10 protein-coding genes and 1 pseudogene are annotated in these 12600 nt (G+C 72.5%); 7 read left to right on the forward strand and 4 right to left on the reverse strand.

Annotated elements, in window-relative coordinates; all coding sequences use genetic code 11:
• Positions 1 to 131: 131 nt before the first annotated feature.
• Positions 132 to 887, reverse strand: coding sequence for a L,D-transpeptidase family protein (locus ABZ576_RS32015; RefSeq protein WP_360748807.1), 756 nt, complete (start codon positions 885 to 887; stop codon positions 132 to 134).
• Positions 888 to 1164: 277 nt separating this feature from the next.
• Between ABZ576_RS32015 and ABZ576_RS32020 the strand changes: the two genes are divergently transcribed.
• The 4 genes from ABZ576_RS32020 (at position 1165) to ABZ576_RS32035 (ending at position 5876) form a co-directional block, all read left to right on the forward strand.
• Positions 1165 to 2970 carry an ABC transporter ATP-binding protein gene (locus ABZ576_RS32020; protein WP_360748810.1) on the forward strand — a complete coding sequence of 602 codons (1806 nt, stop codon included), beginning with the start codon at positions 1165 to 1167 and terminating at the stop codon, positions 2968 to 2970.
• The gene (locus ABZ576_RS32025; RefSeq protein WP_360748813.1) at positions 2967 to 4784 is read left to right on the forward strand and encodes an ABC transporter ATP-binding protein; all 1818 of its coding nucleotides are present in this window, start codon (positions 2967 to 2969) and stop codon (positions 4782 to 4784) included. The genes ABZ576_RS32020 and ABZ576_RS32025 overlap by 4 nt, the downstream gene beginning before the upstream one ends.
• A 270-nt stretch (positions 4785 to 5054) precedes the next feature.
• The gene (locus tag ABZ576_RS32030; RefSeq protein ID WP_360748816.1) at positions 5055 to 5525 is read left to right on the forward strand and encodes a DUF5709 domain-containing protein; all 471 of its coding nucleotides are present in this window, start codon (positions 5055 to 5057) and stop codon (positions 5523 to 5525) included.
• Positions 5526 to 5612: 87 nt separating this feature from the next.
• The gene (locus ABZ576_RS32035) at positions 5613 to 5876 is read left to right on the forward strand and encodes a type B 50S ribosomal protein L31 (protein WP_360748819.1); all 264 of its coding nucleotides are present in this window, start codon (positions 5613 to 5615) and stop codon (positions 5874 to 5876) included.
• Positions 5877 to 5890: 14 nt separating this feature from the next.
• On the opposite strand, the gene ABZ576_RS32040 is transcribed toward ABZ576_RS32035, so the two are convergent.
• A complete protein-coding gene (locus tag ABZ576_RS32040; RefSeq protein WP_360748822.1) occupies positions 5891 to 6685 on the reverse strand; it encodes a metal-dependent hydrolase in 795 nt (264 codons plus the stop codon).
• 145 nt (positions 6686 to 6830) lie between these two features.
• Here ABZ576_RS32040 and ABZ576_RS32045 point away from each other — a divergent pair, with 145 nt between their 5' ends.
• A complete protein-coding gene (locus ABZ576_RS32045; RefSeq protein ID WP_360748825.1) occupies positions 6831 to 9344 on the forward strand; it encodes a DUF3516 domain-containing protein in 2514 nt (837 codons plus the stop codon).
• Between the two features lie 19 nt (positions 9345 to 9363).
• Positions 9364 to 10230 (forward strand): acyl-CoA thioesterase II, encoded by an 867-nt coding sequence (locus tag ABZ576_RS32050; protein ID WP_360748828.1) that lies wholly within the window; start codon positions 9364 to 9366, stop codon positions 10228 to 10230.
• Between the two features lie 451 nt (positions 10231 to 10681).
• On the opposite strand, the pseudogene ABZ576_RS32055 reads toward ABZ576_RS32050, so the two are convergent.
• A pseudogene (locus tag ABZ576_RS32055) lies at positions 10682 to 11467 on the reverse strand (DUF6397 family protein); the annotation flags it as partial.
• Positions 11468 to 11593: 126 nt separating this feature from the next.
• Positions 11594 to 12007 carry a roadblock/LC7 domain-containing protein gene (locus ABZ576_RS32060; RefSeq protein WP_360748831.1) on the reverse strand — a complete coding sequence of 138 codons (414 nt, stop codon included), beginning with the start codon at positions 12005 to 12007 and terminating at the stop codon, positions 11594 to 11596.
• A 91-nt stretch (positions 12008 to 12098) separates the two neighbouring features.
• Between ABZ576_RS32060 and ABZ576_RS32065 the strand changes: the two genes are divergently transcribed.
• A complete protein-coding gene (locus ABZ576_RS32065) occupies positions 12099 to 12527 on the forward strand; it encodes a PPOX class F420-dependent oxidoreductase (RefSeq protein WP_360748834.1) in 429 nt (142 codons plus the stop codon).
• The last annotated feature ends 73 nt before the right edge of the window (positions 12528 to 12600 follow it).

The raw sequence follows: 12600 nt of genomic DNA on the forward strand, positions 1-12600 counted from the left end.
GGTGAGCGGGGCTTGGTGCGTGCAGCTGCAAGGCGGAGGAGGGAGTCGACGCGGCGCGTCGGCGACCGACGACAACGCGGCAGATGTGCGTGCCAGGCCCCGCGGCCCCGGGGTGATCCGAAAGACACGGCCTAACCCCGCAGGGCCGCGCCGTCTCCCATGACCACGACCGGATGGCGAGCCGGGTCGAGCGTGCGCAGCAGCGACTCCATGGCCTCCTTCGAAACGCTGACGCAGGCCGAGGTGCCACTGCCGTGGTCCATGTGCAACCAGATGCCGCCGCCCCTGTCCGCGCCCCACGGGCGGGTGGCATCGCGCGGCGGTGTGCCTCTGCGGCGGTTGTAGTCGATGGCGATGACGTAGTCGAAGTCGTGCTGGTGTGCCTCGTCCCACTCGGCCGGCGGTGCGTAGGCGCCCGCGTCGTGGTCGTAGGGCAGCCGGGTGCCCGGGTCGGCGAGCACCCCGCCCGCGTCGGTGAGGGTGAAGACGCCGACCGGGCTGCGTCCGTCGCCCTCGTGGTGGTCCCTGGTCCAGCCGTGCCGTCCGTTGTGGGCGGGCCATCTGCCCGCCGGGTGCCAGTACGCGCCCCGCCGGGTGTACAGCACGACCTCGGAGTCCGCCGAGTCCGTACCCGCGCCGTAGACGGCCACGACCTGACGGGAGGCGGCGGGGATCCGGCGGTCCATGCGGTCGCCCAGACCCGGGATACGGGTCGGGTCGGCCGTGGGGGCGGACGATCCGGCGGGAGCGCGCGCGGCCGGGCCGTGGGCACCCTGCGCGCCGCGGGTGGGGCCGGGGGCGGCGGTGCCGCAGGCGGTGAGTGTCGCGAGGAGGGTGCCGAGGGCCGCCCATGCCACCGTCACGCGCCGCGCACTGTCGATTCGCACCCGTCCATGCTGGCACCCCGAACCGGCCGATCGTGCGCACTTCTCCACCATCGCCGTCGTGGGTGCCGCGGCTGCCCGGAGCCTGACGGGCGGGGCGGCGGTCCCGGCTGCGCCGCCGGCTGTGACGTCGGGTGCGGCTCGGCCCTGGCCGGAAGTGGGCGGATCGCGCGGGTGGTCGAGGAAAACCGGTTGAAATCCACGACTTCCTGACGCGAACCTTTCACGGCTTGTTCGCCGCTCGCCGCCCTCCTCCCCTGACACGAGCCACTGGGACGTCATGCAGATTCAAGATCTTCCGTATCCCGATCCGGGCGTGCCCGACGCGCGTTCGGGTCCCCGATTCCTGTGGTGGCTCTGGCGCAATCAGCTGGGCGGGCAGCTGAAGTCGCTCGCCTGGGGCCTGCTCCACTTCGTCTCCGTCTCCGCCCTGCCCTTCTGCGTCGGTCTCGCGGTGCAGGCGGCCGTCGACCGCTCCGGCACCCGGCTCGCCCTGACGGGTGGTCTGATGCTGCTCTGCGGCATCGGCATCGCCGTCGGCGACACCTTCCTGCACCGGACGGCCGTCACCAACTGGATCACGGCCGCCGCCCGCGTCCAGCAGCTTCTGGCGCGCAAGGCCGCCCAGCTCGGCTCCGCCCTGACCCGGCGGGTGGCCGCCGGCGAGGTGGTCGCCGTCTCCACCGGCGACGTGGAGAAGATCGGCTGGTTCGTGGAGGCCGTCTCACGCTTCACCGCCGCGGCGCTGACCGTCGTGGTCGTCTGCGCCGGCCTGCTCGTGTACCAGCCGTCCCTCGGCGTCGTCGTCGCCGTGGGCGTGCCCGTCGTGGCGCTCGCCGTGCTGCCCCTGCTGCCACGGGCGACGCGCCGCGCAGACGAGCAGCGCGAGAAGGCGGGCCGGGCCACCGAGCTGGCCTCGGACACCGTGGCCGGCCTGCGGGTGCTGCGCGGCATCGGCGGCGAGGAGCTGTTCCTCGACCGCTACCGCCGGGCCTCACAGGAGGTACGGCACGCCGCCGTGCGCAGCGCCCGGATGTGGTCGCTCATCTCCGCCGTCCAGGTGCTGCTGCCCGGACTGCTGCTCATCGCGGTCGTCTGGCACGGCATCCACCTGGCCCGCCAGGGCCGGATCTCGGTCGGCGAACTCGTCACCGTCTACAGCGCGGTCATGATCCTCAACTACCCGCTGCGGCACTTCGAGGAGATCGCCATGGCGTACTCCTTCTCCCGCCCCTCGGCCAAGCGCGCCGCGCGCGTGCTGTCGCTGGAACGGTGCACGGCCACCGACGGCTCCCGCGAGGCGGAGGTGCCGAGCGGTGACCTGTACGACCCCGCGACCGGTCTGCTGGCTCCGGCCGGCCGGTTCACCGCCGTGGTGTGCGGGGACCCGGACGCGGCGGGCCGGCTCGCCGAGCGGCTGGGCGGCCACCCCACGGAACCGGGCCGTTCGGTGCTGCTCGGCGGGGTGCCGCTGGACGAACTGCCCCTGGACAGCGCCCGGACCGCGGTCCTCGTCCAGGACAAGGACCCGGTGCTGCTCTCCGGCACGCTGCGCGAACTGCTCGACGTGCCCGCCTCCGGTGCCGTCCGGGCCGCGGACGCGCTGGCGGCGGCGCAGTGCGAGGACGTGCTGGACGCGCTCGCGCAGGGTTCGCTGGACGCCACCGGCCCGATGGACGCCCGCATCACCGAGCGCGGCCGCTCGCTGTCCGGCGGCCAGCGCCAGCGGCTCGCCCTCGCCCGGTCGCTGATCACCGATCCGGAGGTCCTGGTGCTGGACGAGCCGACCTCCGCCGTCGACTCGCACACGGAGGCCCGGATCGCGGACGGACTGCGCCGGCTGCGGTCGGGGCGGACGACGGTGGTCTTCACCTCCTCGCCCCTGCTGCTCGACCGCGCGGACCGGGTCGCCCTGGTCATCGAGGGAGAGGTGGTGGCGGTCGGCCCGCACCGCGAGCTGGTCGACGGCGAGCCCAGGTACCGGGCCGTGGTGACCCGGGAGACCGACGAGGAACTGGCCGCGGCCGATGAGGGCATCCTCCTGGGCGCCCTCCAGGAGCTGGAAGAGATCGAGGAGAGCGCATGATCGGCGTTGCGCCGCCGGCGTACGACCCGGCGGCCCCGACGACCGCCACCACCCTGCCCGTCGGCGCCGCGGCGACCGTACGCGCCTACGTCACCGAGCTGTTCCGCCGGCACCGCCGGGCCTTCCTTCTGCTCATCGCGGTCAACACCGTCGCCGTGGTCGCTTCGATGGTGGGCCCGTACCTGCTCGGCGGCCTGGTCGAGCGGGTGGCCGACGGTGCCGGGGAACTCCACCTGGAGCTCACCGCCGGGGTGTTCGTGCTGGCGCTGACCGTGCAGGCCGTGTTCGTCCGGCAGGTACGGCTGCGGGGTGCGATGCTCGGTGAGCGGATGCTGGCCGACCTGCGGGAGGACTTCCTCGTCCGGTCGGTCGGTCTGCCGCCGGGCGTGCTGGAACGGGCCGGCACGGGTGATCTGCTCTCCCGGATCACCACCGACATCGACCGCCTGGCCAACGCCATGCGCGAGGCCGTGCCGCAGCTGGCCATCGGTGTCGTGTGGGCCGTGCTGCTGCTCGGCGGACTCGTCGTGACGGCACCGCCGCTGGCCGCCGCGGTGCTGCTCGCCGTGCCGGTCCTGGTGATCGGCTGGCGCTGGTACTTCAAGCGTGCGCCGTCCGGCTACCGCTCGGAAGCCGCCGGGTACGCCGCCGTCGCCGCCGCCCTCGCCGAGACCGTGGACGCGGGCCACACCATCGAGGCCCACCGCCTCGGCGCCCGCCGCGTGGCACTCTCGGAGCAGCGGATCAAGGAGTGGACGGCCTGGGAGCGCTACACCCTCTGGCTCCGCTCCGTGCTCTTCCCCGTCATCAACACCGTGCACCTCCTCGTGCTCGGCTCGGTCCTGATGGCCGGCGGTGTGTTCGTCCTGCACGGCTGGATCGGGGTGGGCCAGCTGACCACCGGCGCCCTCATCGCGCAGATGCTCGTCGATCCGGTGAACCTGATCCTGCGCTGGTACGACGAGGTGCAGGTCGCCCAGGTGTCGCTGGCCCGCCTCGTCGGTGTGCGGGACATCGAGCCGGACGCCGGTGACGCCTCGCTGGCCCCCGACGGACAGCACGTGCACGCCGACCGGGTGCACTTCGGCTACCGCGAGGGCGTCGACGTGCTGCGCAAGGTGTCCCTGGAGGTCGCGCCGGGCACCCGGCTCGCCCTGGTCGGCCCGTCCGGCGCGGGCAAGTCCACCCTGGGCCGGCTGCTCGCGGGGATCTACGCGCCCCGGGACGGGCGGATCACCCTGGGCGGCGCGGAGCTGTCCCGGATGCCCGCCGAGCGCGTCCGCTCGCATGTCGCCCTCGTCAACCAGGAGCACCACGTCTTCGTGGGCTCCCTGCGCGACAACCTGCTGCTGGCCATCCCCCACTCCCGGCTCCGCTCGGACGGGGGGAGCGGCACCGGCGCCCACGACGCCGAGCTGTGGGCGGCCCTGGGCGCGGTCGACGCGGACGGCTGGGCCCGGGCGCTGGACGACGGTCTGGACACCGAGGTCGGTTCCGGCGGGCTGTCCCTGACCCCGGCGCAGGCGCAGCAGATCGCGCTGGCCCGGCTGGTGCTGGCCGATCCGCACACGCTGGTCCTGGACGAGGCGACCTCGCTGCTCGACCCGCGTGCGGCCCGCCATCTGGAACGCTCCCTGGCCCGTGTGCTCGACGGCCGCACGGTGGTCGCCATCGCCCACCGTCTGCACACCGCCCACGACGCCGACGTGATCGCCGTCGTGGAGAACGGCCGCATCAGCGAGCTGGGCAGCCACGACGAGCTGGTCGCGGCGGGCGGTGCGTACGCGGCGCTGTGGCGCTCCTGGCACGGGTGAGGCCGGGCCGGTACCGGTGGGGGCGGTACCGGCAGTCCCCCGCTCCTACGCCCGGTGGATCCCGCCCGGCCCGGGAGCGGGGGCCCGCGCCCGCGCCGGGGCGCGTGCCGTTGCGCGGTGCCGAGCAGGGGTGGAAGGCTGGAGAGCGGCACCGGTTCGGGGGGCGCCCGGGAACCTCGGTTCACGGCGTGCCGCCCGCGTGCCGGGCGTGCCGACGGCCTGCCGCCCGCTGGGGCGGCACCCGGCCGTCCTCACCACCTGGAGGTAGTCGTGGACAGCGCGGACGGCTGGGGGGATGACGTCTACCAGCCCGATCCCTCGGAGATCCGGGAGGACTCGGGGGTGCTCGACGTCGAGGACACATTGGACTTCGACGGCGTGGCGGACCCTCTCGACCGCGGCTGGTCCCCTCCCGAGCGACCGTGGGCGGTGGAGCACACCGGCGTGACAGCGGCCGAGCGCCAGGCGGGCGAGACCCTGGACCAGCGGCTCGCCGAGGAGATACCCGACCTCACCGCGCCCGACGGCGACGGCATCGGCGACTGCGACGGCACGGACGGGGAACTCCTGGACAACGAGGTCGGCAAGTCCCGCTCCGGCCGGCTGGTGGCCCCCGACGAGGGTGCGCACGAGGACGAGGAAGCCGCCCTCGTGGCCACCGATGTCGGCATCGACGGTGCCGCGGCGTCCGCCGAGGAGGCAGCGGTGCACATCGTCGACGAGGACCCCCTGCCCGGCTGAGCCCCGCCCGACCGGGCATCCGCCGACCGGACCGGACGATGACGATACGGACGTGCCCGACCCGACCGCCGCGTACGAGGAGCCGCGATGCAGCAGGACAAGCACCCCGACTACCAGCCCGTCGTCTTCCGCGACCGCGCCGCCGGATACGCGTTCCTGACCCGGTCGACCGCGCGGAGCGAGCAGACCATCGAGTGGGACGACGGCGAGACCTACCCGGTGATCGACGTGGAGATCTCCTCGGAGAGCCACCCCTTCTACACGGGCAAGGCCCGCACGGTCGACACCGAGGGCCGCGTCGCCCGCTTCGAGCGCCGGTACGGCGGGGCGGACGCGGGCGGGGCGACCTGAGCGCCGGGGCTCCCTCAGATCACGTTGAGGGCCGCCGCGCAGCCCACTCCCCCGAGCAGCATGAACGCCGGCATCAGCACCCTGAGCTCGACCCAGCTCCCGGCCCGGAACCGCATCGCCTTCGGCGGGCCGACCGGGTACCAGCGCTTGCGGCCCACCGGGATCGGCCACAGGATCGGGCAGCCGGACACCGTCAGCGCGTCGCCGAGGTCGTGCACCAGCGCGCCCAGCACGATCGGCAGCCCCAGCCACAGGTACTCCTGCCCGGGCGCGGTGAACAGCCAGTCCGAGCCGTAGCCCGGCTTGTCCAGCACGCCGGCGATGATCCACGCGCTGGTCGCCGCCAGCAGCCAGACCAGGACGTCGCTGCTGGAGCCGCGCGCCGCCCGCCACAGCAGGCCCTCGATCGCGAGCACCATGTGCACGAACAGGATCGCCAGCACCGCCCAGCGGCCCCCGGTGATCGCCGCGGCGGAACAGCCCGCACCGATCAGGACGGCCCACAGCCAGGTGTGCGTCAGCGTCCGGTGCCCGCCGGAGCGGCGAGGGTCGCCCTGCTTCCTGGTGCCCTTGTAGACCGCGTAGGACAGCTTGTCCACGATCTCGCAGATCCAGCGGGAGACCGGCCCGAAGGCCCGGGAGATGGTGGCCGCCTTGTGGTCCAGGTCCGGGGCGAGTGCGGCGCCGGCGCAGATCAGGGCGCCGGTGAGCAGGACCGGCCAGGGCATCGTGTGCCCGGCCGCGGCGGCGGCCGCCCCGACGCCCAGCCAGGCCGCGGCCCCCGACAGTGAGTGTGCTGGTCCCATCATGGCCGCTTTCCGCCCCATTCCTCGTGTGCCGCTGTCCAGTTGACCTGGTGCGCTGACGCTGCGCCGGCGACACAGCGTAGCGGCCGTGATCTTCGTTCCCGCAGCCGATTCCCCGCTCGGGCGGAAGGCCAGGCAAGATGGGGGCGTGAGCCTCATCGATCAGTTGCCGCCGACCGCCGACCCCGACGCCCTGTACGAAGCCTTCGAGTCGTGGGCACAGGAGCGCGGTCTGACCCTCTACCCCCACCAGGAGGAGGCGCTGATCGAGGTGGTCTCCGGGGCGAACGTGATCGTCTCGACGCCCACCGGCTCGGGCAAGAGCATGATCGCCGCGGGCGCGCACTTCGCCGCACTGGCCCGGGACGAGGTCACGTTCTACACGGCGCCGATCAAGGCCCTGGTGTCGGAGAAGTTCTTCGAGCTGTGCAAGCTCTTCGGCACGGAGAACGTCGGCATGCTCACCGGCGACGCGTCCGTGAACGCCGACGCGCCCGTCATCTGCTGCACCGCCGAAGTGCTGGCGTCGATCGCGCTGCGTGACGGAAAGGGCGCGGACGTCGGCCAGGTCGTCATGGACGAGTTCCACTTCTACGCCGAGGGCGACCGAGGCTGGGCCTGGCAGATCCCGCTGCTGGAGCTGCCGCAGGCGCAGTTCATCCTGATGTCGGCCACTCTGGGCGATGTGTCCTTCTTCGAGAAGGACCTCACCCGCCGCACCGGCCGCCCCACCTCGGTGGTCCGCTCGGCGACCCGTCCGGTGCCCCTGTCCTACGAGTACAAGCTGACCCCGCTCACCGAGACGCTCACGGATCTGCTGGAGAGCAAGCAGGCCCCGGTGTACATCGTGCACTTCACGCAGGCGCAGGCCGTGGAACGGGCGCAGGCGCTGATGAGCATCAACATGTGCTCGCGTGAGGAGAAGGACCGGATCGCCGAGCTGATCGGCAACTTCCGTTTCACCACCAAGTTCGGCCGCAACCTCTCCCGTTACGTACGGCACGGCATCGGCGTGCACCACGCCGGCATGCTGCCCAAGTACCGGCGGCTGGTGGAGAAGCTCGCCCAGGCCGGTCTGCTGAAGGTCATCTGCGGCACCGACACCCTGGGCGTGGGTGTCAACGTTCCCATCCGCACCGTGCTGTTCACGGCGCTGACCAAGTACGACGGCAGCCGCGTGCGTACCCTGCGGGCCCGCGAGTTCCACCAGATCGCGGGCCGGGCCGGGCGGGCCGGCTTCGACACCGCCGGGCTCGTGGTCGCCCAGGCGCCGGAGCACGTCATCGAGAACGAGAAGGCGCTGGCCAAGGCGGGTGACGACCCCAAGAAGCGGCGCAAGGTGGTGCGCAAGAAGGCGCCGGAGGGCTTCGTCGGCTGGACGGACAACACCTTCCAGAAGCTGATCGAGTCGGAGCCGGAGCCGCTGACCTCGCGCTTCCGGGTGACGCACACGATGCTGCTGTCGGTGATCGCCCGCCCGGGCAACGCGTTCGCGGCGATGCGCCACCTCCTGGAGGACAACCACGAGCCGCGCAGGCAGCAGCTGCGGCACATCCGCCGGGCGATCGCGATCTACCGCTCGCTGCTCGACGGCGGGATCGTGGAGAAGCTCGACAAGCCGGACGCCGAGGGCCGCATCGTCCGGCTCACGGTCGACCTCCAGCAGGACTTCGCGCTGAACCAGCCGCTCTCCACGTTCGCCCTGGCCGCGTTCGAACTCCTCGATCCCGAGTCGCCGTCCTACGCGCTCGACATGGTCTCCGTCGTCGAGTCCACGCTGGACGACCCGCGCCAGATCCTCGTCGCCCAGCAGAACAAGGCGCGCGGTGAGGCCGTGGCCGCGATGAAGGCGGACGGGGTCGAGTACGAGGAGCGCATGGAGCGCCTCCAGGACATCACGTACCCGAAGCCGCTGGAGGAGCTGCTCTTCCACGCGTACAACACCTACCGCAAGAGCCACCCGTGGGTCGGCGACCACCCGCTGTCGCCGAAGTCGGTCATCCGGGACATGTACGAACGGGCGATGTCCTTCACGGAGCTGGTGTCCTTCTACGAGCTGGCCCGCACCGAGGGCATCGTGCTGCGCTACCTCGCCAGCGCCTACAAGACCCTGGACCACACCATCCCGGACGACCTCAAGTCCGAGGATCTCCAGGACCTGATCGAGTGGCTGGGCGAGATGGTGCGCCAGGTGGACTCCAGCCTGCTCGACGAGTGGGAGCAGCTCGCCAACCCGGAGGAGATGACCGCCGAGGAGGCCCAGGAGAAGGCCGACGAGGTCAAGCCGGTCACCACCAACGCCCGCGCCTTCCGCGTGCTGGTCCGCAACGCGATGTTCCGCCGGGTGGAGCTGGCCGCCCTGGACCAGGTCGGGGAACTCGGCGAGATGGACGCCGAGTCCGGCTGGGACGCCGACGCGTGGGGCGAGGCGATGGACAAGTACTGGGACGAGTACGACGACCTCGGCACCGGCCCGGACGCCCGCGGCCCCAAGCTGCTCGTCATCAACCAGGAGCCGGAGAACGGACTCTGGCGCGTGCGCCAGATCTTCGACGACCCGAACGGCGACCACGACTGGGGCATCAGCGCCGAGATCGATCTGGCGGCCTCCGACGCCGAGGGCCGTGCGGTCGTCCGTGTCACCGACGTCGGCCAGCTGTGAGCCAAGGAGAACCCCACCGATGACGAATCCGGCCGAGAGACTGGTCGACCTCCTCGACCTGGAGCAGATCGAGGTCAACATCTTCCGTGGCCACAGTCCGGACGAGTCCCTGCAACGGGTCTTCGGCGGCCAGGTGGCGGGCCAGGCCCTGGTCGCCGCCGGCCGGACCACGGACGGCGAGCGCCCGGTGCACTCGCTGCACGCGTACTTCCTGCGCCCGGGCCGGCCGGGCGTGCCGATCGTGTACCAGGTCGAACGGGTCCGCGACGGGCGCTCCTTCACGACGCGCCGGGTCACGGCCGTGCAGCAGGGCCGCACGATCTTCAATCTGACCGCCTCCTTTCACAAGCCTGAGGAAGGACCCTTCGAGCACCAGCTGCCGCCGGCCCGCGAGGTGCCGGACCCCGAGTCGCTGCCGACGGTGTCCGAGGAGATCCGCAAGCACCTGGGGGCGCTGCCGGAGCAACTGGAGCGGATGGCGCGCCGCCAGCCGTTCGACATCCGGTACGTCGACCGGCTGCGCTGGCACGCCGGGGAAATAGAGGGCGCCGAGCCGCGCAGCGCCGTGTGGATGCGAGCGGTCGGACCGCTCGGCGACGACCCGCTGGTCCACACGTGCGCGCTGACCTACGCGAGCGACATGACTCTGCTGGACGCTGTGCGCATTCCGGTCGAACCCCTGTGGGGACCACGGAACTTCGACATGGCCTCGCTGGACCACGCCATGTGGTTCCACCGGCCGTTCCGTGCCGACGAGTGGTTCCTGTACGACCAGGAGTCGCCGATCGCCACCGGCGGGCGCGGGCTGGCCCGCGGGCGTATCTACGACCTCGAGGGACGGCTGCTCGTCTCGGTCGTCCAGGAGGGTCTGTTCAGGGACCTGTAGTGCCTGCCGGCAGCGGCAGCGGCTACGGCAGCGGCCCCCAGGGTGGTCAGACCCGCGAGCAGGGGTGGGAGGGCTTCGGGGGTCGGGGTGGTGACACGGGCCGTCCGGACCGCGTGGATCTCCGCCGCAGCCAGGCCCGCAGTCCGCGGGGCGCCCGCGGCGGATTCGACCGCGCCGGTTCGTGGCCCCTCGGGACGGGCAGCGCCACCGGTCGCACCCCCGCTCCCGGATGCAGGACGGGCAGCGCCGCAGGCCACGCCGCCGGCTCCGGCGACAGCGCCGGAGCCGGCCCGGGCCGCTGCGCCGACGCGGGTGGGTGGTCCGACGGCTCCCCGGCCCGTGTCGCCGGCCGCGGGAGCGTCGCGGCCTCGTCCGCGGGCCGGGTGACGGTCCGGGCCATGGGCGGGATGGGGCGGGCGGCCGCGCGGACGACCGGAGGGACGCGGCGGGCGGCGGGGCGCGGGGCGGGCGAGACGCCGCGGGCCTCCTCGATCGAGCGTGCCAGATCGCTGCGCAGCCAGCCGATCTCGTCCTCGTCCTGAGCCGTCATGATCCGCTGGGCGAGGTCCGCGGAGCGCGACCCGGGAACACCGTGGCCGGGTGGCGCGGGCCGGAACCGGTTCAGGTAGGCACGCTCGTACGGGTCCCTGACGACGTCGGCGATCTCGACGGGCGGGAGGAAGGCGGCCACGGCGCCGGCCCGGGCCCACGGGTCCTCGGCGTGCCGCAGCAGGAGGCCCAGGTGGCGACCACGCCAGTTGCGGGCACGCAGGTCCACTCCCGCCGCCAGCTGACCGCGCAGCGTCTCGGGTGTACGCCCCTTCAGCAGGGTCGCGTTCTCCGGGCCGGAGGCGAACTGGCGCAGCTCCTCCGCCAGATAGAGCCACACCACTGCTCGGTAGCGGTTGAGGTACCACCTGACCGGCACGAACAGGCCCAGGCGGGCGAGCCGGGTGAACCGGCCGGCCGGGACGTCCATGAGGGCGGCGCCCTCCGCGGTGCCCACGACCCGCACCGCGTCCCGGAGGGACTCGGGGAAACCGTCCTGAGCGCGGAGGCGGTCGATCTCCGCGTGTTCCACCCGCCGGCCTCCTCCCCCGCCCTCGTCGGGCACGGTCCGGATGCGTCCGAGCTGTACGGCGAGGCCGAACTCGCCGGGCTTGAGCCCCAGTTCGCGAGCGGCGCTGCTCGGCGTGCAGGTGGTGGCGCGCGGTGGGCCGAAGGTGTCTGCCGGCATGGTCGTACTCCCCCGTGGAGTCCGTGGCTCACGCCCGGTGCGTTTGCCGTGCTCCCACCGTAGCCAGATCGTCGCATCGCGCGGCGAGCCTGTGGATAACTCCACTGGTCAGGCGGAGTTCGCAGGTCAGGGCTCCATTGTGCGAGTCCGCTCAGGGTGCCGGGCATCGACCGCGAGGTGCTCGCCGACCCGGTTGACGAGCAGCGTCATCTCGTAGGCGATCTGGCCTATGTCCGCCTCGGCCCCGCTGAGCAGGCAGAGGCAGCTGCCGGTGCCGGCCGCGGTCACGAACAGCACGGCGTCGTCGTACTCGATCATCGTCTGCCGTACCCGGCCCGCGCCGAAGTGGCGTCCCGACCCCTTGGCGAGGCTGTGCAGCCCGGATGCGACAGCGGCCAGATGCTCGGCGTCCTCGCGGCGAAGGCCCGTGCTCGCCGCGGTCACCAGTCCGTCGTTCGACAGGACCAGTGCGTGGCGTACGTGCTCCACCCGCCCGGTCAAATCGTCCAGGAGCCAGTTGAGTCCCTGGTTCTGCGCCATGTCCGTCTCCCCGTGTGACGTCTCCCCCTGGCTGGAGGAACTCCCCGCCAGCCTTCCCCACGCCCGGCGTGCGGGCAAGCAGGATGGGCCCATGGCAGAGAAGATGACCGATGAGGAATGGCGGGCGTTCGTCTCGGACGGCACCCGCACCGGCAAGCTGTCCACCGTCCGCGCCGACGGGAGCCCGCACGTGGCTCCGATCTGGTTCGTGCTGGACGGGGACGAATTGGTGTTCAACACGGGCAAGGAGTCGGTCAAGGGCCGGAATCTGGCTCGTGACGGCCGGATCGCCCTGTGCGTCGATGACGATCGTCCGCCCTTCCATTTCGTGGTGCTGAACGGCCGCGCCCGGCTGTCGGAGGACCTTGCCGAACTCCGCCTGTGGGCCACCCGGATCGCCGCCAGGTACATGGGCGAGGAGCGTGCCGAGGAGTACGGCGCCCGCAACGGTGTACCGGGTGAACTGCTCGTCCGTGTCTCCATCGACCACGTGGTGGCCGTGCGGGATCTCGCGGCCTGAGCCGCGCACCGGGCTGTACGGGATTTCGCGGCCCGAGTAGCTCACCGAGTTGTACGGTCTCTCGCCGGCCCGA

The sequence above is a fragment of the Streptomyces sp. NPDC013455 genome (genome assembly GCF_040632975.1).
Lineage (GTDB): Bacteria > Actinomycetota > Actinomycetes > Streptomycetales > Streptomycetaceae > Streptomyces.

What these genes read in the sequence shown, in the direction of transcription:
- ABZ576_RS32020 (WP_360748810.1), top strand. Translation starts at nt 1,165, where the DNA reads ATGCAGATTCAAGATCTTCCGTATCCCGATCCGGGCGTGCCCGACGCG.
- ABZ576_RS32025 (WP_360748813.1), top strand. Translation starts at nt 2,967, where the DNA reads ATGATCGGCGTTGCGCCGCCGGCGTACGACCCGGCGGCCCCGACGACC.
- ABZ576_RS32035 (WP_360748819.1), top strand. Translation starts at nt 5,613, where the DNA reads ATGCAGCAGGACAAGCACCCCGACTACCAGCCCGTCGTCTTCCGCGAC.
- ABZ576_RS32040 (WP_360748822.1), bottom strand. Translation starts at nt 6,685, where the DNA reads ATGATGGGACCAGCACACTCACTGTCGGGGGCCGCGGCCTGGCTGGGC.
- ABZ576_RS32050 (WP_360748828.1), top strand. Translation starts at nt 9,364, where the DNA reads ATGACGAATCCGGCCGAGAGACTGGTCGACCTCCTCGACCTGGAGCAG.
- ABZ576_RS32060 (WP_360748831.1), bottom strand. Translation starts at nt 12,007, where the DNA reads ATGGCGCAGAACCAGGGACTCAACTGGCTCCTGGACGATTTGACCGGG.
- ABZ576_RS32065 (WP_360748834.1), top strand. Translation starts at nt 12,099, where the DNA reads ATGGCAGAGAAGATGACCGATGAGGAATGGCGGGCGTTCGTCTCGGAC.